Origin of the sequence: uncultured Parabacteroides sp., from assembly GCF_902493135.1 — a bacterium.
GTDB lineage: Bacteria > Bacteroidota > Bacteroidia > Bacteroidales > Tannerellaceae > Parabacteroides.
On record NZ_CABUOD010000019.1, the window covers coordinates 26,995 to 50,241 of the forward strand.

The 23,247-nt window shown below is 50.1% G+C and carries 19 protein-coding genes; 9 read left to right on the plus strand and 10 right to left on the minus strand.

The genetic code is table 11. The features are described from left to right. Positions 1–9: 9 nt before the first annotated feature. The 4 genes from RDN79_RS10325 to RDN79_RS10340 form a co-directional block, all read right to left on the minus strand. Entirely contained in the window at positions 10–1,023 is a 1,014-nt protein-coding gene (locus RDN79_RS10325; protein ID WP_298549578.1) for an amidohydrolase family protein, read from the minus strand. A 5-nt stretch (positions 1,024–1,028) separates the two neighbouring features. Continuing rightward, positions 1,029–1,238 (minus strand): flavodoxin, encoded by a 210-nt coding sequence (locus tag RDN79_RS10330; protein WP_298549576.1) that lies wholly within the window; start codon positions 1,236–1,238, stop codon positions 1,029–1,031. 21 nt (positions 1,239–1,259) lie between these two features. Further along, positions 1,260–2,204: an aldo/keto reductase gene (locus RDN79_RS10335; RefSeq protein ID WP_308573214.1), complete on the minus strand. Its 945-nt coding sequence runs from the start codon at positions 2,202–2,204 to the stop codon at positions 1,260–1,262. A 69-nt stretch (positions 2,205–2,273) separates the two neighbouring features. Next, positions 2,274–2,924, minus strand: coding sequence for a flavodoxin (locus RDN79_RS10340; RefSeq protein WP_298549573.1), 651 nt, complete (start codon positions 2,922–2,924; stop codon positions 2,274–2,276). 278 nt (positions 2,925–3,202) lie between these two features. Between RDN79_RS10340 and RDN79_RS10345 the strand changes: the two genes are divergently transcribed. The 9 genes from RDN79_RS10345 to RDN79_RS10385 all read left to right on the plus strand — a co-directional run bounded on the left by RDN79_RS10345 (position 3,203) and on the right by RDN79_RS10385 (position 17,294). Then, on the plus strand, positions 3,203–4,102 hold the full coding sequence (locus RDN79_RS10345; protein WP_195578955.1) for an AraC family transcriptional regulator: 900 nt from the start codon (positions 3,203–3,205) through the stop codon (positions 4,100–4,102). 409 nt (positions 4,103–4,511) lie between these two features. Further along, positions 4,512–5,399, plus strand: coding sequence for a LysR family transcriptional regulator (locus RDN79_RS10350; protein ID WP_298549571.1), 888 nt, complete (start codon positions 4,512–4,514; stop codon positions 5,397–5,399). 103 nt (positions 5,400–5,502) lie between these two features. Further along, positions 5,503–6,549, plus strand: coding sequence for a YeiH family protein (locus RDN79_RS10355; protein WP_298549569.1), 1,047 nt, complete (start codon positions 5,503–5,505; stop codon positions 6,547–6,549). An 80-nt stretch (positions 6,550–6,629) separates the two neighbouring features. Beyond that, positions 6,630–8,975, plus strand: a complete 2,346-nt coding sequence (locus RDN79_RS10360) for a transglycosylase domain-containing protein (protein WP_298549568.1) — start codon at positions 6,630–6,632, stop codon at positions 8,973–8,975. Positions 8,976–9,142: 167 nt separating this feature from the next. Continuing rightward, the gene (locus tag RDN79_RS10365; RefSeq protein ID WP_298549567.1) at positions 9,143–10,708 is read left to right on the plus strand and encodes a glycerol-3-phosphate dehydrogenase/oxidase; all 1,566 of its coding nucleotides are present in this window, start codon (positions 9,143–9,145) and stop codon (positions 10,706–10,708) included. 18 nt (positions 10,709–10,726) lie between these two features. Beyond that, positions 10,727–12,229, plus strand: a complete 1,503-nt coding sequence (gene glpK, locus RDN79_RS10370; protein ID WP_298549566.1) for a glycerol kinase GlpK — start codon at positions 10,727–10,729, stop codon at positions 12,227–12,229. Between the two features lie 31 nt (positions 12,230–12,260). Beyond that, on the plus strand, positions 12,261–12,998 hold the full coding sequence (locus RDN79_RS10375) for an MIP/aquaporin family protein (RefSeq protein WP_298549564.1): 738 nt from the start codon (positions 12,261–12,263) through the stop codon (positions 12,996–12,998). 9 nt (positions 12,999–13,007) lie between these two features. Further along, the gene (locus tag RDN79_RS10380) at positions 13,008–15,779 is read left to right on the plus strand and encodes a polysaccharide lyase family 8 super-sandwich domain-containing protein (protein ID WP_298549562.1); all 2,772 of its coding nucleotides are present in this window, start codon (positions 13,008–13,010) and stop codon (positions 15,777–15,779) included. A gap of 174 nt (positions 15,780–15,953) precedes the next feature. Further along, a complete protein-coding gene (locus RDN79_RS10385) occupies positions 15,954–17,294 on the plus strand; it encodes a dihydroorotase (RefSeq protein ID WP_298549560.1) in 1,341 nt (446 codons plus the stop codon). A gap of 89 nt (positions 17,295–17,383) precedes the next feature. Here RDN79_RS10385 and RDN79_RS10390 read toward each other — a convergent pair whose 3' ends face one another. The 6 genes from RDN79_RS10390 to RDN79_RS10415 form a co-directional block, all read right to left on the minus strand. Further along, entirely contained in the window at positions 17,384–17,926 is a 543-nt protein-coding gene (locus RDN79_RS10390) for a radical SAM protein (RefSeq protein WP_298549558.1), read from the minus strand. Continuing rightward, positions 17,913–18,245, minus strand: a complete 333-nt coding sequence (gene queD / locus RDN79_RS10395; protein ID WP_298549557.1) for a 6-carboxytetrahydropterin synthase QueD — start codon at positions 18,243–18,245, stop codon at positions 17,913–17,915. Before queD ends, RDN79_RS10390 begins: the two co-directional genes overlap by 14 nt. Before the next feature lie 492 nt (positions 18,246–18,737). Next, on the minus strand, positions 18,738–20,297 hold the full coding sequence (locus RDN79_RS10400) for an STN and carboxypeptidase regulatory-like domain-containing protein (protein WP_298549556.1): 1,560 nt from the start codon (positions 20,295–20,297) through the stop codon (positions 18,738–18,740). 47 nt (positions 20,298–20,344) lie between these two features. Further along, positions 20,345–21,190 carry a FecR family protein gene (locus RDN79_RS10405; protein WP_298549554.1) on the minus strand — a complete coding sequence of 282 codons (846 nt, stop codon included), beginning with the start codon at positions 21,188–21,190 and terminating at the stop codon, positions 20,345–20,347. Next, positions 21,183–21,734 carry an RNA polymerase sigma-70 factor gene (locus RDN79_RS10410; RefSeq protein WP_298549553.1) on the minus strand — a complete coding sequence of 184 codons (552 nt, stop codon included), beginning with the start codon at positions 21,732–21,734 and terminating at the stop codon, positions 21,183–21,185. The genes RDN79_RS10405 and RDN79_RS10410 overlap by 8 nt, the downstream gene beginning before the upstream one ends. Before the next feature lie 110 nt (positions 21,735–21,844). After that, complete coding sequence (locus tag RDN79_RS10415; RefSeq protein WP_298549552.1) at positions 21,845–23,113, minus strand: carboxypeptidase-like regulatory domain-containing protein; 1,269 nt, start codon at positions 23,111–23,113, stop codon at positions 21,845–21,847. Positions 23,114–23,247: the final 134 nt, after the last annotated feature.

Below are 23,247 nucleotides of genomic sequence, written 5' to 3' on the forward strand. Positions count from 1 at the left end.
TTTCAAATATTATTTGTTGAATAAATTGCGGGCGTTTTCCGAGAAGAACCGTTCCGAATAGGGCGACAATTCCTTGTCTGCGGTAAATTGTTCACGCATCCGTTGCAGGTTTCCAAGCAATACACCGTCCGGCATATAAGGATAATCCGAGCCGTAGAGAATGTGATCCGGCGAGGTGATTGTCAGCATCATTTTCACGATTTCGGAGCTTGCTCCTCCGGCAAGGTCATAGTACAGACGGGATAAATTACCGTCCCAGTCAATCGAACCCATAAATCCCTTTGCCTGCATAGCCGGATGAATAGCCTTCATGCGGGGGATCGCCATCGGCAAAAACGACCCGCAATGAGGAACAATCATCTTGATGTTCGGATAGCGTATCAACACGTTACGGGAAATCATATTGACAACGGCGCGGGTCGTTTCAGCCGGATATTCATAGACCGCAAGCGGGGCGGTGGCTATAATGCCGTCATTGACCGGCGTGGGCTTGTGCGGGTGAATGATTACGGTAACATTTCTACGGTTCAAGACCTCCATCAACGGGTCGAGTGCTTCATCCCCGATATATTGTCCCCGGCTGTTCGTGGCCAGCTTGACGCCATCCGCTCCAAGTGTGTCGAGTGTATAAATCGCCTCTTCGATAGCCGCGTCCACATCGGGCAAGGGCAATGCCGCACAAAACTTGAATTTCCCCGGATAGGTTTCTTTCAGTCGGGCACAATACTCGTTGTACTCCCGAATAATCCGTCGGCTCTCCTGCGTATCTCCGAACCACGGTTGCGGAGCGGGCATCGTCAAGACGGAATATTCGATTCCCGCTTTGCGCATGAAAGCGATATGCGATTCCACATCCCACGCGGGAAGCGGAAAGGTCTCCTCCATCGTGGCATCATGTTTTTCCAGCACTGCCATATAGCCGGGCAATATGTTATGGCAATGCACGTCGATAGTCTGTTGTGCCCCGGCTTGCCTCATAAAGAGTATGGACATGACGATATACAGAATGAATCCCTTTCCCATACCCGTTACTTTTCGTTGTTTACATTGGCGAGCCACTCCGCAAATTGCGCTTTCGCCAGCTTCCCGTTCAAGAGTTTTCCCGTACACCAGTCGATTCCGGGGTACGCTTTGCGAAGATTCTTCTCGCAATTTGTCGCCGCTGCCAATTCCTCGGCAGCTTTTCTCGTCGTACCGCTACAAGAGAAATAGGCGACCAAAATCTTTCGACTATCCATATTCTTTTTCATACGAGCGTGTCAGATCATCGGCATTTCCCACGAGCCTCTCGTATCGACACCGGTATTTTCGGCTGCATTTTCCAAACTTTGCATTTCGTCGGCAGTCAAGGAAACCTTTGTCGCTTGCAAGGCGTCCTGCACTTGCGAGGGCTTCGTCACGCCGATAATCGGTGTCGTGCCTTTCGCTATCGCCCATGCCAGAGCCACCTGCGCCGGCGTGATGCCGTACTTGTCGCCCACGGTGCGCATCACGGCAACGAGCCGCTCGATTTGCGGTAACAGCGGATTGTAGGTATCGCCCCGCTGGCTGCCGGCGGGCAGTAGGTGTGTGGTATCGTATTTCCCGCTCAACGCTCCTTGCTCCAATACCATGTAAGCCCAGAAGTCGATATTATGTTCTTTGCAATAATCCAGAATACCGGCCTTTTCCGACGAACGGTAGAGCAGGCTGTAATGGTTCTGCACGGCAGAGATATGTACCCCTTCTTTCGAGAGAATCTCCTCCGCACGCTTGATCTGCGCGAGGTTGTGATTGGAGACGCCGACCCGCTTTACCTTTCCGCTTTTTACCAACGGGATAAGGTAAGGCGTCCATTTCTCCACGTCGGCCGGGTTGTGTATCCAGTAGATGTCGATGTAATCGGTGGCGAAGCGTTCGAGGCTTCCGGCCAGCATATCCGCCACGGGGTTCTCCGTGTCGCCCGCAATCTGCGGTGTGAACTTGGTCGAGATAAATACATCCTCCCGCTTGCAGTTCTTCGTAAATATCGAAAGCAGCGTTTCCGAAGCTCCCATGCCGTACACCACGGCGGAGTCCCAGAGGTTCAGCCCGTTGGCCATCGCCTCGTCGAATACGGGTTTCAGTTCTTCCACTCCGAGATTGTTCCCGAATACTTGGTCGCCACCGGCGAATCCTGCGCCCCACGACCATGTTCCTAATGCTATTGACGGTTGATTTTTCATTTTATATTTCTCCTTTACTGCGACGGCACAATGGGCATATTGCAGTCCGTCATGTATTTGTTCATTTGGTCAGTTTTTTGTTGTAACTTCAATTTCAGATAACCATTCCGCTACACGGCTTTCCGCTTGGGAAAGAGTGCCCGATGTCAGCAACAGGCTTTCCGTGTAAGTCGCGTCGGGACAATGTTTCCGGGCGTCACTGACCGAAGTCGATATTCCGCTACTTCCACTGGTTGCGAACAATGCGATGCGCTTGCCTGCCAGTTTTGCCGCGTGTTCATGCAAGAAGGTCTGCATCGGCGTTGCCATATGGCTATACCAGATAGGATAACCGATAAAAATAATGTCATACTCCTCGAAACTCTCGACCGAGGTTTTCACCGGCGGAAAATTTCCCGTCTCGATAGCCGCTTGTTCCTGTTGTGAACGCTCCAACATGGCATTGTAATCCGTGTCGTAGGGCGTTCCGGGTTCCACTTCGATAAGATCGCAGCCGAGTGTCGTTCCGATTCGCTGCGCCACACTTTCCGTATTGCTCGTGCGTGAACAGTAAAGCACCAGATAACGTCCGTCATTATCCGGCGTTTCATCTTCATCATTATCGTTTCCCGGTGTTTCGGGTTGTTCGGTGGCAGAGCCTTCCGGTTCGATAGGATCTCCGTTACAAGCTGTCGCTGTCAAAGCGAGCAGTAGAAAAGGGAAAAATAGTAACTTTCTCATCGTTCTAAAAATTAAATGTTCATATTATTTTGATTTCTCTGCGGCAAAGGTAGGGCGTTTCGGCTGCTCCCGCTGTATCCCGATTACGGATTGAAGTAACAGTATTACGGATTATAAAATCGGGATATAAAACACTTGTAATGAATAGGATGTAGTCGAAACGGCGGTTCTGTATACATATTACGGGTATTTGTAACCGTATTCCGGTTTTCACATCGGAAGGTGTCGGATATTTATGCGGAATCCTTATTTTTGCACAAAACAAAATGATAATTGCTATGGAAGAAGTAATAAAGGTCGATACAATCGATCAATATAATAAGTTATTCGGGTTGGAAACTTTGCATCCTTTGGTTGCCGTTGTCGATTTATCGAAAGCTCCGGTATGGCCGGAACATTTCCGGTTCAATTATGGTGTTTATTGCATTTATCTGAAAGATGCAAAGTGCGGGACGATTCGTTACGGACGTCAGACTTACGACTATCAGGAGGGAAGTGTTATCGCTTTCGCTCCCGGACAAATAGCCAATGTCGATATGGAACGGGGTATGAAACCTTCGGGATTGGGATTGCTTTTTCATCCCGACTTGATTCGGGGAACGGCTTTAGGGCGCGAAATCAAACAATATTCATTTTTCTCCTACGACTCGAACGAAGCACTCCATCTTTCCGAGCGGGAACGCACTATTTTCACGGATTGCCTCGATAAGATCGGTCTTGAGTTGGAACACTCCATCGACAAGCACTCCAAACGGTTGATTGCAACCAATATCGAATTGCTGCTCGATTACTGTATGCGGTTCTATGACCGACAGTTCGAGACCCGTTCAACGGTAAACCACGATATACTGGTACGGTTCGAGCGTTTGATGGACGAGTATTTCCAAGATGAACGCTTGCGGCAAAACGGATTGCCGTCAGTCAAATATTTTGCGGACAAAGTTTGTCTGTCGCCCAATTATTTCGGGGATTTGGTAAAAAAAGAATCGGGCAAGACAGCGCAGGAGTATATTCAGGATAAAATCATAGATGTCGCCAAAGAGCAGATCTTGGGAACAAACAAAACGATCAGCGAAATCGCATTCGACATGGGATTCCAATACTCCCAGCATTTCAATCGCGTATTCAAGCGGAGCGTGGGATACACCCCGGCAGAATATCGGAGGATGCAGGCATAATCATGGGAATGACTTTGGATATGGTTAGTATGGAAAACAAGAAATGTGATGGTAATCTATTGAATAATAGATTTTTGAAGAAGATGAGTATAACAATGGGTAACGATATAGAAACGAGCCAACTTCTTTAGTTTGCTGTATTTTTCCATTATTTCAAATAACTCTACCATAAAGATAATCATTCTTAATAAATATTACTCCATTTGTGCGTATCTTTGTAATTGTCATGAAACATTTGCCTGATTGAGTAGTATGGAGCCCTAAACTAATAAAAAATATAAATGGACGTGTAGTAGATGACCTTGATAGCAGATTGTCTTCTAAATCAGAGTTTCTCCGAAATTAAGTATGGCAAGATTGACACTTATGACACGTTAATGAGTTTGGTAAAGTAAAAAGTAATATATTTATGGATTTTCGTCTGAAAGTATTTCACAGCGTAGCCACGAATTTGAGCTTTACGAAGGCTTCAAAAGAGTTGTTTATCAGTCAGCCAGCCATCAGCAAGCATATTCATGAATTGGAGGTGCAATATAAAACACCCTTGTTCGATCGGGTGGGAAGCCATATCGGACTGACCCATGCGGGTGAATTGTTGTTGTCGCATACGAAACAGCTGTTGGCTGCATACCGGCAGATGGATTTCGAGATGAACCTGTTGACGGATAATTTTGCCGGGGAACTGCGGTTGGGGGCAAGTACGACGATTTCCCAATATGTGCTGCCGCCTGTCCTCGCCTCTTTTATCAAGAAGTTCCCGGAGATAAAAGTCTCTTTGCTGAACGGGAACAGCCGCGATATCGAACAGGCCTTGCGGGAGGGAAAGATCACCCTCGGTCTGGTCGAAGGAACGGCGCACCAGAGCACGCTTCACTATACCCCTTTTATGAGAGACGAACTGGTCGTCGTGGCGCATACGGGCAGTTCATTGGCGGCCTATAACGAGATTTCGCTCGAACAGCTCCGTACGCTGCCTCTTGTCCTGCGCGAAAACGGTTCGGGAACGCTGGATGTGGTGGAAGCTGCCCTGGCGGAACATCAGGTGAAACTTTCGCAACTGAATGTGGTGTTGCAGATGGGGAGTACGGAAAGTATTAAGTTGTTTTTGGAGAACTCCGAGGCGTTGGGAATTGTTTCTATCCGTGCCGTGACCCGCGAATTGATGTCCGGCAGGCTGAAGGTGATCGAAGTGGAGGGGTTCCGCGCCGAACGGATGTTTACCTTTGCCGAGCCGCAGGGACAGAACGGGGGAGTGGAAGAGAGCTTCATCCGATATGCCTGCCAAAACTGGCGATAACCTGATGTTATACTCTATAAAAACATATTAGGAAAGGATAGAGGAAAAAAGCCTTACTTTTGTCACGGTTTTAAAAAATAATGGATTTTAAACTTGATTGAATATGTTTAGCGAAAAAAGGAGTAACGTACTTCATGGCATTCTGTTGATCGCCCTTTTCTCTTGTTCTGCTTTTTACATAGCAGAGTTTCCCTTTGTCAAAAATCTATCCTTCAGTCCTCTGATCGTCGGTATCCTGTTGGGAATGGTATATGCGAATAGTTTGCGCAACCATCTGCCTGAGACATGGGTGCCCGGTATTTTGTTTTGTACGAAGCAGGTGTTGCGTGCCGGTATCGTGTTGTATGGTTTCAGGCTGACATTCCAGAGCGTGGTCGAGATCGGGCTTCCGGCCATCCTGATCGATGCGATTATAGTGGCGGCTACCATATTCATAGGTTTGTTTGTCGGGCGTTTGCTGAAAATGGATAAAGATCTCGCTTTGCTGACATCCACCGGTAGCGCGATCTGTGGGGCTGCCGCCGTATTGGGAGCCGAGCCGGTCGTGAAAAGCGAGCCGCATAAAACAGCGGTGGCTGTTTCGACAGTCGTTATTTTCGGCACTTTGTCGATGTTTATCTATCCGGCCATGTACCGTGCAGGCATATTGGACCTGACACCTGAACAGATGGGGCTTTATACCGGATCGACCTTGCACGAGGTGGCGCATGTCGTGGGAGCGGGGAATGCTATGGGAAAAGAAATTTCGGATACGGCCATTATCGTGAAAATGATTCGGGTCATGATGCTGGCTCCCGTCTTGGTGATAATGAGTTTTGCTTTGGCGCGTACTGCCGTGAAAACCGTATCCGGTGGCGTAAAGGGAACGGCTGCTGCTCCCGCAAAACGGGGCAAGATCACGATCCCCTGGTTCGCTTTCGGTTTTCTGGCCGTGATCGGTTTCAACTCTTTTGACCTGTTGCCTCATACGGTTGTGGACGGGATCAATAATATAGATACGTTTATGTTGACGATGGCGATGACGGCGTTGGGAACGGAAACCAGCATCGAAAAGTTTAAAAAAGCCGGGGCGAAGCCTTTTATCTTGGCGGCAGTATTGTATGTCTGGTTGTTAGGCGGCGGCTATTTATTGGCGAAGTATTTGGTTTAACATAAATTGCTTGCTACAGTGGTGAAGGAGTGTCCTATAAATTATTACCTTTGTGCCCAAAACAAGAAAGATAGAGAAAAGTGGCTTCAAAGGTAACAAAAGGTATTATAATTTCGTTCTGGGTGCTGTTTGCCATAGCAGTAGGTGCTGTAGTTTTATTGTTTTCAGCGATAGCCAAAGGCTCGATAGGCTATATGCCTCCGGTCGAACAGCTTGAAAATCCGATTGATAAATATGCTTCGCAAGTGATATCATCGGATGGAAAGACACTCGCAACTTATGCCCACAGTCAGGATAATCGTATTTTTGTCAACTATAACGACCTTTCGCCGGATTTGGTGAAAGCATTGATCGCAACCGAGGATGTCCGTTTTGTGGAGCATAGCGGTATCGACGCGCAGGGACTGTTCCGTGCGGTCGTGAAACGTGGAATCCTGATGCAGAAAAGTGGCGGTGGCGGTAGTACCATTACGCAGCAGTTGGCTAAACAGCTTTTCTCGCCGAGCGCCGACAATGTGATGGAACGTCTGTTCCAGAAGCCGATCGAATGGGTGATTGCCGTTCAGTTGGAACGCTTTTATACGAAGGAAGAGATCATTAATATGTATCTGAACAAGTTCGACTTCCTTTATAATGCAGTCGGCATCCAGTCGGCTGCCCGCGTTTATTTCGGAAAAACACCCAAGACATTGAAGATCGAGGAAGCGGCGACGCTGGTCGGGATGTGTAAGAATCCTTCTTATTTCAATCCTGTGCGTCATAATGAACGGACACGCGGGCGTCGGAATACGGTTCTGGAACAAATGCTGAAAGCCGGTTACATCACACAGGCCGAGTGCGATTCTCTGAAAAAGTTGCCTCTTACCGTACATTTCAACCGTATGGACCATAAAGACGGTTTGGCGCCTTATTTCCGCGAGTTCCTGCGTCTGACCTTGACGGCGAAGAAGCCTGAACGCAAAAATTACCGGGGATGGCAGATGCAGCAGTTCAAGGAAGACTCGCTTGCTTGGGAAACAAACCCGATGTATGGCTGGTGTAATAAAAACAAGAAACCTGACGGAGAGTTTTATAACCTGTACACGGACGGGTTGAAAATCTATACGACGATCGATTCCCGTATGCAGAAATATGCCGAAGATGCTGTTCGTGAACATATCGGGGAGTATTTGCAGCCTGCTTTCTTCAAGGAAAAGAAAGGCAAGAATTATGCTCCGTTCTCACGTGATTTGCGGCAAGGTGAAGTCGATACGATCTTTATGCGTGCGATGCATCAGACAGATCGTTACCGCGCGATGAAAAAAGGCGGAGCGAGTGAAAAGGAGATCAAGGCGGCTTTCAACGAACCTGTCGAAATGCGTGTCTTCAGTTGGAACGGAGCGATCGATACGATCATGTCACCGATGGACTCGATCCGTTATCATAAGAGTTTCCTGCGTACCGGGTTTATGTCGATGGACCCGCGTACCGGTCATGTGAAGGCTTATGTAGGAGGCATCGATTATAATGATTTCCAATACGACATGGTGAATGGAGGACGACGCCAGATCGGTTCTACTATCAAGCCGTTCCTCTATTCGCTGGCGATGATCGAGGGGATCAGCCCTTGCGACGAGATGCTGCATGTTCAACAACGGTTGACCGATGAGAACGGCAGGCTTTGGGAACCCCGTAATGCGAATAAGAAACTGATAGGAGAAATGGTTTCCGTACAGTGGGGGTTGCAGAACTCGGACAACTGGGTGACTGCCTGGTTGATGAGCCAGTTGTCTCCTTATACGTTCGTCCGTCTGCTGCATTCGTTCGGCTTGAAGAACGAGATGGACCCGGTGATTTCGATTTGTCTGGGTACTCCGGACGTGTCGGTGGGCGAGATGGTCAGTGCCTATACGACTTTTGCCAATAAAGGAATCCGTGTAGAGCCGTTGTACGTGACCCGTATAGAAGATATGTCCGGAAATACGATTGCCAACTTCAACCCCCAGATGAGCGAGGTGTTGACGGAAGATGCTTCCTATAAGATGCTTCACATGCTGAAAAACGTTATAGACGGCGGCACCGGTAGCCGTGTCCGCTTCCGTTACGGCATCAAAGCGCCGATGGGAGGAAAGACCGGTACGACACAGAACAACTCCGACGGTTGGTTTATGGGCTTTACGCCGAGCCTGGTGTCCGGTGTCTGGGTCGGTGGCGAAGACCGTTCCATCCACTTCGACCGGATGGCGGAAGGACAGGGAGCCAGCATGGCTCTGCCGATCTATGGGCTTTATATGCAGAAAGTCTATGCCGATAAAACGTTGGGCTATTCGCAGGAAGAAGATTTCGAGATCCCCGAACAATATCAGAATCCGTGTAAGATGACCTCCGAGGAAGAACGGAAGCAGACGCCGACAGACGTGGGGGGCATCGATAAGATGTTCGAGTAAAGGGCGATTTGCCTTAGAGTGCAATTAAAATGCATGGTTATGGAATTGTCATTCCATGCCCATGCATTTCTTTTTTTATGCCTGTGTGTTTCTTTTTTATGCCGTTGGAACCATAATCGGAATTTATTTGTTAGATTTGTAAGTGTTAACTTTTAATGACGCGGGATATGGAACGGGAATCTATCATTTCTCAATTGTATGACAAAGGCAAGATCTTTGATTTTGTCGTGATTGGCGGCGGCGCTACCGGTCTGGGTGTGGCGCTCGACGCCGTGACCCGCGGATACAGTGTGGCTTTGTTTGAGCGCTCGGACTTTACGAAGGGAACTTCCAGCCGGAGTACGAAACTGGTGCATGGAGGTGTCCGTTATCTGGCACAAGGCGATATCGCTTTGGTTCGTGAAGCGCTTCGTGAACGGGGGTTGCTCCGGCATAATGCTCCCCATTTAGTGAAAGACCAACTTTTCCTGATCCCTTGCTACCGTTGGTGGGAGGGACCTTTTTATACGGTCGGGCTGGTACTTTATGATCTGATGGCGCGTGGTCTCAGTCTCGGAAGATCTGTCTGTATCGGTCCTAAACGGGCGGTCCGGACAGTCCCGATGCTCCGCCGCGAGGGGATGACGGCGGGTGTGCTTTATCATGACGGGCAGTTTGACGATTCGCGCCTGGCCATTAACCTCGTGCGTACGGCGGTCGATGCCGGTGCATGTGTCTTGAATTATATGAATGTAATCTCTCTCCTGAAAGAAGAAGGCAAAGTGTCCGGTGTGCAGGTCCGTGACGAAGAAACGGGTACGGTCTATTCCGTAAAGGCCCGTTCCGTGATCAATGCAACAGGTGTTTTTGCCGATGATATCCTGCAGATGGACAAGCCGGGCAATCGCCCGACCGTGCGTCCCAGCCAGGGAGTGCATCTGATTTTAGATGCTTCTTTCCTGGAAAGCGATTGTGCCGTGATGATCCCGAAGACATCCGACGGGCGTGTGCTCTTTGCCGTCCCCTGGCATAATAAGGTGGTAGTCGGCACGACCGACACGTTGATGGAGCATGCCGAGACGGAACCGGTCGCACTCGAACAGGAAATACAATTTATACTCGATACCGCAGGGAAGTACCTGACACGGGCTCCCCGGCGGAGCGATGTCCTCTCCGTGTTTGCCGGCCTCCGACCGCTTGCGGCTCCCCGTAATGAGGGTAAGAAGACAAAGGAGATCTCCCGGAGCCATAAACTGATCCGGGAAAAGTCCGGTTTAATAACGATTATCGGGGGAAAATGGACGACATACAGGAAGATGGCGCAGGATACGTTGGACTATGCGATCCGTTATATGCATATCCCGACACGGGAGTGTGTGACGGAGCATTATCCGGTTCACGGTTCCCGTCCGAATCCGGATTTCTCCGATCCGTTGTATGTTTACGGGACGGATGCGGACGAGATACGGGTTTTAACGGCTTCCTCGCCGGAGATGGGCGAAAGGCTGCATCCCCAATACGCTTTTACCAGAGGAGAGATCGCCTGGATCGTGCGGAACGAAATGGCCCGGACCCTGGAGGATGTCTTGGCACGCCGGTTGCGTGTGCTCTTTATGGATGCACGTGCCGCGATGCAAATGGCTCCTGCCGTGGCCGCTGTTTTAGCAAAGGAACGGGGAAAGGACGAAACATGGCAGGCCGCCCAGCTTAAAGACTTCGAGCGGGTAGCATCAAATTATATATTGAATGGATAACCAAATGAAACGGAAGATATGAATTTCAGAAATAAATACGTGCTGGCTATCGACCAGGGCACGACCTCTTCGAGAGCCATTCTTTTCAGCCATCAGGGCAATATCATCACGCTGGCGCAGAAAACATTCCAGCAGTATTTTCCTAAGCCCGGCTGGGTCGAACATGATCCGAACGAGATTTGGTACACGCAATCGTCAGCCATCAAGGAGGCTATGGCCAAAGCGGATGTGACGGATGCGCATATCGCCTGCATCGGCATTGCCAACCAGCGCGAAACGACGATCATATGGGACCGGGAGACCGGCTTTCCGGTCTATAACGCCATCGTCTGGCAGGACCGGCGTACGGCAGACTATTGCGAGGAGTTGAAAGCAAAGGGGTATGCTTCCCTGATCCAGCAGAAGACGGGATTGGTGATCGATGCGTATTTCTCTGCCACGAAGATACGTTGGATCCTGGATCATGTGAAGGGTGTCCGGGAACGTGCCGAGCGTGGGGAACTTTGTTTCGGTACGGTCGACTCCTGGCTGGTCTGGAAACTGACCCGCGGGACTGAATTTATTACGGATATCACGAATGCCTCCCGTACGATGCTGTTCAATATCCATACGCAGGAATGGGATAAGGAGCTGCTCGACCTTTTCCAAATCCCGGCCTCCATGATGCCGGAAGTGAAGAGCAGCAGCGAGGTCTATTGCGAGACTTCCACCCCTGTCTTTAAGACCGGCATCCCGGTTTCGGGGATGGCGGGTGACCAGCAAGCCGCCCTGTTCGGGCAACTGTGTACGGATATCGGCATGATCAAGACGACATACGGGACTGGATGTTTTATGATCCTGAATACCGGAAGCAAGCCCGTTTTGTCTCAGAATAACCTGTTGACGACGATTGCCTGGAAGTTGGACGGGAAAGTGACGTACGCGCTGGAAGGAAGTGTTTTTGTCGGGGGTGCGGTCGTCCAATGGTTGCGTGACGAGTTAGGGCTGATACAGAGCGCCGCCATCACGGAACAACTGGCCAATTCCGTGCCGGACAACGGAGGTGTCTATTTTGTCCCGGCGCTGACCGGGTTGGGGGCTCCTTACTGGGATCAGTATGCCCGTGGCGCCATCATCGGGATCACACGCGGAACGAGTACCGCCCATCTGACCCGTGCCGCCCTGGAAGGTATTTGCTACCAGGTGTATGATGTCCTGATGGCAATGGAAAACGATATACATGCCAAGCCGAAAGAGATCCGCGTGGATGGCGGGGCGATTGCCAATAACTTCCTGATGCAATTCCAGGCGGATATCTGCCGTTGTCCGGTGGTCCGTCCGCGCGTCCTCGAAACGACGGCTTTGGGCGCCGCCTATCTGGCAGGATTGTCGATCGGCTACTGGAAAGATGTGGACGAGCTGAAAGAACAGTGGTCCTTGGATAATATCTTTAGTGCCGAAATGCATGAAGAGACGGCCGAGGCCTTGCTGACCGAATGGCATAAGGCGGTCGGGAGGAGCTTGAACTGGGCGGCGGAGTAATAGGCAATTTATACATCATAAATCTAATATCATGACTCCATTTATAGCGGAATTTTTAGGAACCATGCTTCTGATCCTGATGGGAGGAGGCGTTGTGGCGAATGTGTGCCTGAGTAAGACGAAAGGGCACGGTGCAGGCTGGATGGCCATTACGACAGCCTGGGCTTTGGGCGTGTTCATAGGCGTAGTGGTGGCCGGCCCCTATAGCGGGGCGCATCTGAATCCGGCTGTTTCCATCGGGTTGGCTATCGGGGGTACTTTCCCCTGGTGCGATGTGTGCCATTATATTATAGCCCAAATGTCAGGGGCGGCTTTAGGGGCGCTTTTGGTCTGGCTTGTCTATAAAGACCACTTCGAGGCGACGGACGATCCGGACGCGATGTTGGGTGTCTTCTGCACCAGTCCGGCGATAAAGAACCCGGCCATTAATTTCCTGACGGAAGCGGTCGGAACGTTTGCCTTGATGTTCGTCGTGTTTTATATCACGGGCGGCGAGCTTTCTTTGAAGGATAGCAATAGCACGTTACCGATCGGGTTGGGTTCCGTAGGGGCGTTGCCGGTGGCGTTTACCGTTTGGGTGATCGGGTTGTCGTTGGGCGGTCCGACCGGTTATGCGATCAATCCGGCACGCGACCTGGCTCCCCGTTGCATGCACGCCCTTTTGCCGATAAAAGGGAAAGGCGGGAGCCAGTGGGGATATGCCTGGGTCCCGGTCTTAGGACCGATCGCAGGGGCGGCCGTAGCAGCTATGTTGTATTATATTCTATAATTATATGCCATGAATTTACGAAATAAGGTTTCTCTGCTTGTATTCTTTTTTGTGACGATTCCCTTGTTTGCCCAAACACCGCAACGGGAATTGGAGAGGCTTCGGCAAAACTATATTCGGTCTTTCATATCGAATGACGAACAGACCGCTTCGCTGGTGGAACTTTTGTCCGGCATACAACCTGAGACGGAGATCTCGGACCAGGTCGTTGTCGAGCTTCACCAGCGCTATCCCTTTAACATCGAAAAGATAACGGGTTATATCGAGACGATCCGGGAAGACGGTTCCTGGCCGGATATCGACTACAACGACCGGAAACGTTCGGGTTGGTCTGTCAAGCAACATGCCGACCGCGTGTTGGAACTTGCCAAACTCTACCGGGCGGAAGAGGGCGATTGCCATTGGGGGCCGAAACTCGAATCGGTCATTCACCAGGCATTGGGATACTGGTTCAGGGAGAAACCGGTCTGTAAGAACTGGTGGTATAACCAGATCGGCATCCCCAAGACATTGGGGCCGGCTTTTCTCCTGATGAAAGAACGACTGAGCCCGGAGGAAAAGGCAGGAGCCATCGAAGTGATGGAAAATGCCAAGTTCGGCATGACCGGCCAGAATAAGGTCTGGCTTGCCGGGAATGTGTTGATACGCGGGTTGTTGCAAGATGACTTCGGTTTGGTGAAGGCAGCCCGTGACACCATTGTCTCCGAGATTACGACCGGGATGCAGGAAGGGATCAAAAGCGACTGGAGCTTCCACCAGCACGGGCCTCAACAACAGTTCGGCAACTACGGGCTGGCGTTCCTGACGGAGATGAGTGCCTATTCCGGCCTGTTTGCGGGAACCGTTTTTGCCTTGAGCGAGGCGCAACAGGACATTTTGAATTCTTTCCTCTTGAACGGTTATCGCTGGATCGTCTGGAAAGGATATATGGATGTCAATGCACTGGACCGGCAATTGTTCCATAGCGCACAGATACATAAGGCGTTCAGCCTGGCCTTTGCCACAAACGCCCTGATGCGGGGCAGTTCCGGAGATGATATCCGGCAGATGAACGAATTCCTGCAAGATAACTATGCGCCCGAAAGAAAAGGAAGCGCTTTCACCGGACATAAGCATTTCTGGGATTCCGACCAGACCGTCCATCGCTCTCCGGCCTGGATGGCTTCGGTCAAGATGGCTTCCGACCGGGTGATCGGGACGGAGCTGGTGAACGAAGATAACCTGAAAGGATTTTATATGGGCGACGGTGCTCTGTACACCTATTGCCGGGGCGACGAATATCTGAATATTTTCCCCTTCTGGGACTGGCGCAAGATTCCGGGCATCACCTCTTATGAGAGCGAAGCTCCCGTGCCCGCCTTTTTCCACTATGGGGCGCATGTGCGGAACAAGACTGCTTTTGTCGGCGGCGTGACGGACGGACAGGCCGGGATGACGGCAATGATCCTGGATCGGGATGGTTTGCAAGCGTATAAATCCTGGATCTTTACCCGTGATTATGTCCTTTGCCTGGGAGCCGGGATTCATTCGGACAGCACTTTGGCGGTTACGACTTCCATCGACCAACGGGTGAAACACGGCGATTTGCTTCGTTATGCCGGCGGCGACTGGTTGCCGGTACAAGGAAAGTATGTTTCTTCCGCGGAAAAACTACGTTTCTTCCATGACAACACTGGGTATATCCTGTTGCAACCCTCCGCATGTGTGGCTGTCTCGGAAAAGCGTTCCGGCCGCTGGTGCGACTTTATGGGTTCGTACGCTCCTAAAACGGTCGAAGGCGAGATCGTCGGTCTATATATCGATCATGGAAAAGAAGATAATGCCGGTTATCAGTATCTGATCCTCCCGGCTTCCACTTCCGAAAAAACGGCCGCTTTCCCGGTGCAGGATATACGAGTGATCCGTAACGACAAAGCGGTCCAGGCGGTTGCCGCCGGCGGCTGTTTTTATGTAACGGCCTATGAACCGCAGAAGTTGGATTTGCAAGAAGACTTGTGGGTCGACATACAGACGCCGGGCATTTATATGTTTCATCGGCATAACGGCAACTGGCAGATCGAAGCGGCCGATCCGACTCATAAACAACCTTTTTTGTCACTCAAAATGAACGGGCAGGATGTAAAGGCCGTCTTCCCTCCCTCGCATGAACCGGGGAAAAGCATTTCTGTGCAGCCCTTTATCAATGCTCCTTCGGTCACGGAAATCAAAGTGGATGGAAAACGCGACGATTGGAAAATCGCTCCGGCGGTAACTGGGCTGACCGCTCCCTGGGACGGGGCGGAGAAAGACGGGACTGCTTTTTATGTCTGTCACGATAAGAAGAACCTCTATTTCCTGTATGTCGTGTCTGATACGACTTTGGTCTATAATGACGAGAAGACGGAAGCCTCTGTCGGCAATGGCGACCGGATCGAGTTTTTCATGAGCAAAGACCCGGAGATGAAGACCTATTATTGCGCAGAGATCGACCCGCAAGGGAAAGTGATGGATTATGAAGCGCATGCCTATCGTAAGTTCGATTTTAGCTGGGACTTCAAGGACCTGAAGCTGGCAACCTATGTCGGCAAAGACTCCTACCGTGTGGAAGGTTCCATCTCGTTGAGGTCCTTAAAAGCATTAGGGCTGGTTTCTCCTGACGGTGAAATCCGCATGGGGGTTTACCGGGCCGATTATTTCGGGGATGCCGGTGACCGGGTGATCTGGTCGTCCTGGATCGTTCCCGATGCCGCCGAACCGGATTTCCATATTCCGTCTTCTTTGGGGGTATTAAAGCTGGAATAATTAGAAGCCGTTGGCGCAGTTCAGCGCCTTAGGCGGCGGAGTTTAGCGCCTTCGTTGGCGGAGTTTGGCGCCTTTACTGGCGCTGTTTAGCGCCTTAGGGGGCGCTGGGAATCGACAAGAGCGATTGTTTTGGTAAGAATTCCGTACCTTTGTCACAACTAACATAAAAAAGATATGAATAGAACACTGATAAAAGACGCCACCGTCATCAACGAAGGCCGTACCTTCATCGGTTCGGTACTGATCGAGGGTGATAAGATTGCCGCAGTATATGAAGGAGATGTTCCGGCTTCGGCCGGGGATGCGGCCGTGATCGACGCTACCGGGAAATTCCTGCTTCCCGGCGCTATCGACGACCAGGTGCATTTCCGTGAACCGGGACTGACGCATAAGGGCGATATCGCCAGCGAAAGCCGTGCCGCCGTGGCCGGTGGAGTGACTACCTTCATGGACATGCCGAATACGAAACCTCAGACGACGACCCTTGCCGATCTGGAGTGGAAGTGGCAACGGGGAGCCGAAACGTCGGTCGCCAACTATTCCTTCTTCTTCGGCGGGACGAACGACAACATGGATGAAATCCGTAAACTGGACCGTAGCCGTGTGCCGGGGCTGAAACTCTTCCTCGGTTCTTCCACCGGTAATATGCTGGTCGATAAGAAGGAGAGCCTGGAACGTATTTTCGGCGAAGCCGGAATGCTTATCGCCATCCATGCCGAAAAGGAGGAAGTCATCAAACGGAACATCGCCCACTATACGGGCCTGTACGGTGAAGACCTGGATATCTCCTTCCATAGCAAGATCCGTAGCGAGGAAGCCTGCTATGCCTCCTCGTCCGAGGCTGCCGAACTGGCTGACCGTCTCGGTTCCCGCCTGCATATCCTGCATCTTTCGACGGCAAAGGAACTTTCTTTGCTGAGCAACAAGCTTCCGCTCGGTGAAAAGAAGATCACGGGTGAAGTATGCGTGCATCATCTCTGGTTCCATGAGGACGATTATGAACAGTTCGGAAACCGTATCAAATGGAATCCGTCTATCAAGACGCTGGCAGATCGTACGGCGCTCCGCGAAGCCGTTAACAACAACACGATCGATATCGTGGCGACCGACCATGCCCCGCATCTCCTTTCCGAGAAGGAGGGAAGCTGCCTGAAAGCCGCCTCCGGAGGCCCGCTGATCCAGCATTCGCTCATTGTCATGCTGGAGTTGGCGATGGAGGGCCGTTTCACCTACGAGAAGGTGGTGGAAAAGATGGCGCATATGCCGGCAGAGCTTTTCCGTGTGGATCGCCGCGGCTATATCCGTCCGGGCTATTATGCCGACCTTGTCCTGGTCGATCCGAAAGAAACCTGGACGGTGGCAAAAGAGAACATACTGTATAAATGCGGCTGGTCTCCCTTCGAAGGCTACACATTCCACCATGCCGTCTGGAAAACATTCGTCAACGGGCACTCGGCCTACGACAATGGCCGGGTGAACGATGAGGTGCGCGGGATGGAAGTACGGTATAGTTGAAAATTAAGAATTAAGAATTAAAAATTAAAAAGTAAAAGTGATAAAGATACGAAGTTGACTTTCATTTTTTAATTTTTAATTTTTAATTTTCAATTGATATTTATCAACTTGTGTGTCTGCAGGCTGAGACGCCATTGGGGGTGGTGGAGGATATACTCTACCACCTCTTTGGTGTTCCGGCAGGAGCAGGGTTGGAGGAAATGCCAAGTCGCTTTCAAGCCTGCATATTCCGTCAGGTCCTGCCCCGTATAAACCACCTTGACCTCATCGATATGCGCCAGCCGCAAAGGAGCCCCTTTCGGGGAGCAGGTTACCCAGTCGATGCCTTCCGGCAACGGGTTTGTCCCGTTAGTCTCGATGCAGATATATTTCCCCGCACGGTGCAGCAGGTCGATAAACGCCTGGTCGATCCAAAGCGAAGGCTCTCCCCCTGTCAGGATAACGACATTTGAAGGGAAGGCCGAGACTGCCTGTAAAATCTCTTCATCCGACATCGAGGTTCCTTCCTCGTGCCGGGTATCGCAAAAGCTGCATTTCAGGTTGCATCCGGAGAAGCGGACGAAGACGGCAGGCGTTCCCGTATGGAACCCTTCTCCTTGAAGGCTGTAGAATATCTCGTTAATCTTTCTCATAGATCGCCGTGTTTCCTTCTGATTCCTGAACTTCTACTTTATAGCAGGTGGGGAGCTGGTCGCATATCCACCGGGCGATATTCTCGGCCGTCGGGTTAAAAGGGAGCACCTCGTTGAGGTTCCGGTGATCGAACTGATCTTTCACAACCTGCTTGATATGGCTGAAATCGATCACCATACCATCTGCGTTTAATTCTTTGGAACGGCAATGCACAATGATAATCCAGTTGTGACCATGCAGATATTCGCATTTGCTCGGATAGGAAAGCGACAGACTATGGGCTGCCGAAATCTCCATACGTTTGATAACGGTATACATACGATAAAACTGTTTTAGAATGTTATGTCTGCACCTAATGTCACCTCGGTACGTAGTGCAAAATTACAGAAAAATCGGATACTGAAGCGATACTTGATGGGTTGAAATATTAAAAATATCTGTAGCGGTTTGTATGTATTTAAAACAATGCTCCGAGGGTGATCTGTCGTGAAAATGTGTTTTTTTATTGCAGAATAGGAATATTATGTATTAATTTGCTTCATAATCAAAGATATGAGGTGGTTTTGATGTCTCTGAACCGGTATTCCGGCAGCAGTCCAATATTGTTAAAAAATAGAAGAAGCTGCAAATAAGTTTCGATAATCTTAAAAATGTGTTTTATAATATCTTTTTTTATTTGTTCAGTAATTTAAAATGCCTCATCTTTGTAAGCAGATAACCTAAACAATCTTTTTGCCTTAAAGACTAATACCTATTAAAACCTATAAAGAGGACCTTTGAGAAAAGGTCCTCTTTATGATTTTTAGGGGGTTACTCTTCTGTCTCTTCTATTTTTGACGATATTTTCCCGATCGCTTCATTGAGCCTTTCTTCTGGTGGGATCACGTTGAAGTTGCCCCAGAACTTTTCGTCGTAAGCAAATCGGGTTTCTGCAAAGATTGTCCGTGTCGGTAGCGCTTCGCTACGGGCAAAGCGATTTACCCGGTTCGTGTCTATTTTGCAGGTGACCATTTCGAACCAGGTATGCAGCGGGAAAGTTCCGAACAGCTGTTTCCTTTTCTTTATCTTGAAAAAGAGGTCGCCCCGGACATGGTTGATGTAATACTGGCCGTTGTAAGGTTTGTACGTTACGGTATAAATCACCTTTTGGGGAGTGATCTTCAGGTTGCGGCTCTTTTTCTCCACCAGCATCCCGGTAGCCTGTTTGATATGTTTCGGGTTGATTTCGAAGTGGGTGCGGAGCAATGCGTTGTTTTCCGTGTCGATATACAGTTCTCCCCGGTAAAGGGCGGAGCCGATATTTCCTTTTTGCTCGAAATAGATCACATGGGCTAACCGGTCGTCGATCACGGCGATATCGGTAGAGGCATACATATAGGGTTCTATCTTTTCATCCGTCAGAAGAAAGTCGGGCAATTCCTTTATCAAGTCCAGGCTCAGGCTGGCGCTGATTCCCGACTTCATCCGGGCGATGAGCGTGTCTTTTTCCTGTTGGCTGATGATCCGGCGCATTTTGAGCAGTTTGACCTGGTCCGGTGCCGGACCGGGCTTGTAGGCCGATTTATAAACTTTGAATACGCCCTCCGTCAATCCTACGAATCTATTTTTCCGTTCGATTCCTTCCCGGTAGAAAGTGGTCAGGTAAGCGGGGGATTGCGGGTAATTCTTCCGGATGTTTTCCTTCATGTCGCGAAGCAGGCGGAGCGGGTTGACAATGCGCACCACGACTTCCTGGATCGGGATCACTTTGGCATCGAGTGCGATCACCGTGTTCTGTCCGGCGAGGGGGAAGGCTTCTATCTTGCGGGGTTCGTAGCCCAGGTGGGAGAAGTAGAGCGTGGACCGGCGGAGCGAATCGGGCAGCGTGAGCCGGAATTCCCCGTTTGCGTTGGTGATGCTGCCGATTGAAGTATTAAGGACTCCTATGGTGCCTGCCTCGATCGGTTCATTCGTTTGTTTGTCCTGTAGGATTCCTTTGACAATGAAATGGTGGTCTGTTATTTCTGGAGGAAGGCTATCGGGAAGGGCAACTTGCCCGGCGGATTGCGGCCCGGAGATCAGGATGTGATCGCCTATGACACGTAGGTTCAGCTCTTTGTTTCCTACGATCAGGTAGATTGCCTGCCGGATGGTGTAGTCGCCTTTCGGGATGCGTACCGTTTTTTCATTATCGATCAGCTTGCTGTCATAGATAAAGAGAAAACCGGTCTGCTCCGTTACTTTGTCAAGCAGGCGGTAGACGGTATTTTTTTCTTTGGATAAATGAATCATGCGGGCCAGGACATCATCGCCTTCTCCTGCGCGTAACGGACCTGTCGGAAGCAAAAGCATCCAAAGGCACAGAAAGAGAAGGCGAAAAATCTGAATCATTAGCTTCACTGTATTATAGAAAACAATTAATTGTAAATTATCAATTGTCAATTGAATAAGAGGATCGTGTTGTCCTGCCGTGTTTTCTTCAGGTCGAGGGCAAGGCAGATCAGTTCAGCCATTGCTTCGGGCGTATCGTTGGAGAAGGTGACGGTAAGCGTCCGGTCCCATAGCTCCGGTGTCGTCTCCAACCGGATATCCGGATTTTGTAGATTGATCACCCGCAGGATATTGCCCAACTTCTCGTCCTTGAACCTGATTCGTTCGGTATAGCGGTCGAACAAGGCCGGGTCGGGCGTCGTGCTCAATTGCAGTCTCCGGGAGAGGAGCGTGACGGTTTCCCCCGCTTTTACGTGGATGTCCTGACCGTTCTTCTTCAATGTCACTTTTACTTCTCCCCGCTGTACGGACAGTTCGAAAGGAGAGCTACCGTTACTTTTCACATTGAAAGCCGTCCCTAACACTTCGATACGCGTATCTTCGGTTTCGATCACGAACGGCCGCTTGCGGTTACCGGCTATGTCGAATAAGGCATTTCCCTGCAAACTCACTTCCCGCCGGTCGGAAGAGAAATGTTCGGGATACATCAATGAAGTGTTTCCTGCCAGATAGACCACGGAACCATCTTCAAGGGTGGTTACCAATGCCGTTGCCGTCTCACTGTTCTGGCGGGTGAGCAGATTCGGGTCCGCATCCTGTCCGGGCCTGCCCAGATAGGCGACAGACACAAGCAGGCAAAGAAGGGCGATGGCGGCTGCCGCTCCTCCTCTCCACACAAGGCCTCTGAATGGCGAAGCCGGCCTGTCCGAAAGCAGCCCTTCTTCATCCAGGCGTTGGTACAGCGTGTTCCACGCCCGGTCTGTTTTTCTTTTATTTCTTTCTGTTTCAATCATATTTCATGTAAATCTCTAATTCGTCCCGTAGTGTTCGGAGTGCTTTTGTCATTTCGGCCTCGACTGTTTTGACCGACAGGGAGAGGCTGGAAGCGATCTCCGCATATTTTTTTCCTTCAAAGCGATGCATCCGGAATATGCGGAGACGGCGTTCGGGGAGCTTTTCGAGTGTCCGGTTTACCAGGGCTTCCAGTTCCTTGTATTCGATCTGCTCCTGTGGATCGTCCCGCGTGCCGTCTTTGTCCGGGCGGGAGAGGACGGCATCCCGGTAACGGTTGCGTACATCCTGTTGTTCCCAGTACTGGAGGGATTGGTTACGCACGGCTCCATACAAATAGCTCTTTATCGTATGGAACAATTGTAACCGTTCCCTTTCCTTCCAAAACACATAGAATAATTCCTGCACGATCTCTTCCGCGATATCCATTCTCCCGGTTATGCTGGCTGCATACATACAAAGAGGCAGATAATACAGACGGAAAACTTGTTCAAAAGCCTTGACGTCTCCATCTTTGATCTTTGTAAGTATAAGCAGGTCTTTCATGTTTTGTAATTATTCAATGTGCCGATATGCCAATGTTCCGATTGGGAAATGTTGCTAATTTATACATTAATCTATTCATTCGCAAATCGGCAGATTGTTTGATCGGCATATTATTTATGTTGCTTCTTCAGCCTGTTGACGGCATGTTCCAGTGATTCCGTCGGTTCGATGATATTGTAGGAACCCCAGAAATCTTCATCGGCAAAGTTGGAAACCTTGTCCGATAGGGACTGGTTTTGCCTGAATGCCATTTTGTAGGGAATGGTGTTTGCGTTGCTTTCCTTGCCGTCCGTTACGACCATCTCCGAAAGGATGGTGTAATTGGTCGAGAACAATTTGCGTTTCCAGTCGCATTTGAAGCGGACGCCGTTACGGATGTAGCTCAGATATGTCAGCCCGTTGCGATCCTTGTAGTTGACCAGGAACGAGACTTCGACCGGTTTGAACCGTAGCCCGAACGGCTTTTTCCGGAGGATCGCCTGCGTGGCCTTGTTGCGGTCGTTCATGTCGAGGAAGAACTCGGCCCGGGTGAAAGAGAGCCGTTCCTTGTCGATGTATAGTTTTCCGTAATAAAGCGCATACGGCAATATGGCTTGCGGTTCGAAATTGATAACATATTGCGGGCGGTCGTTGATCGTTGTCGCTTCTTCCATCCGGAATTTATAGTAAGGAAGGCTTTCGAGGTCGAGCAAGACATCCGGATTCTTCACCACGTCCACATAGACGGACATGTTAGGACCTCCCAATAGCTTGACAGCCAATGTATCGCTCGCTTTCTGGCTGAGCAGCTTGCGGCCTTTGAATATCTGTACGCGATCGCGGTCTACTCCCTCGTCGTAAGGAGTCTTGTAGATATCGATCACCGCTTCCGAGATGTTGATATACCGGCGTCCTTTCTGGGCCGTTTCGCGGTAGAACCCGGTCAGGAGGCTATGTTTCGAATTGTAGTTGGCCGGAATCTTTTTGATTGCTTCTTCCACCAGGTAGCGCGGGTCGCGGGCATGGATGATCACTTCGTCGAGCATATTCGTGTAGGGGGTCAGCCATACGGTCTGTTCTTCCACATCCTTGCCGTTGAGTTCTATTTTGCTGTTGAAATATCCGAGGTGCGAAATCTCCACTTCTTTGGCATGGATGGAATCCTTTACCTTGAAGGAAAACTCACCGTCGGCGTTCGTGACCGTGCCGGTCGTACTGCCCGGAATGGAAATATTGACATATTCCAGGCTCTTTTTGCTCTTTTTATCTTTTACGATACCACTGACCGTGATGTAACCCCCTTCGTCAGCCGAATCCGTTTGCGCCTGCAGAGGAGTGAATCCCGCCAGCAACAGTGTAATGAGCAAGTATCCCCATAATTGTGTATGCATTGCTTTCATATCTCATATAGTTTGATAAGTTAATACTCGTGTTTGTATTACCAAGATGGTTCAGCCGGCAAATACCCTATGCTTCGTCCCGGATTTTTTTATTATGATGGACATAATTTGAAAATTTGACTATTTTTGCGCAG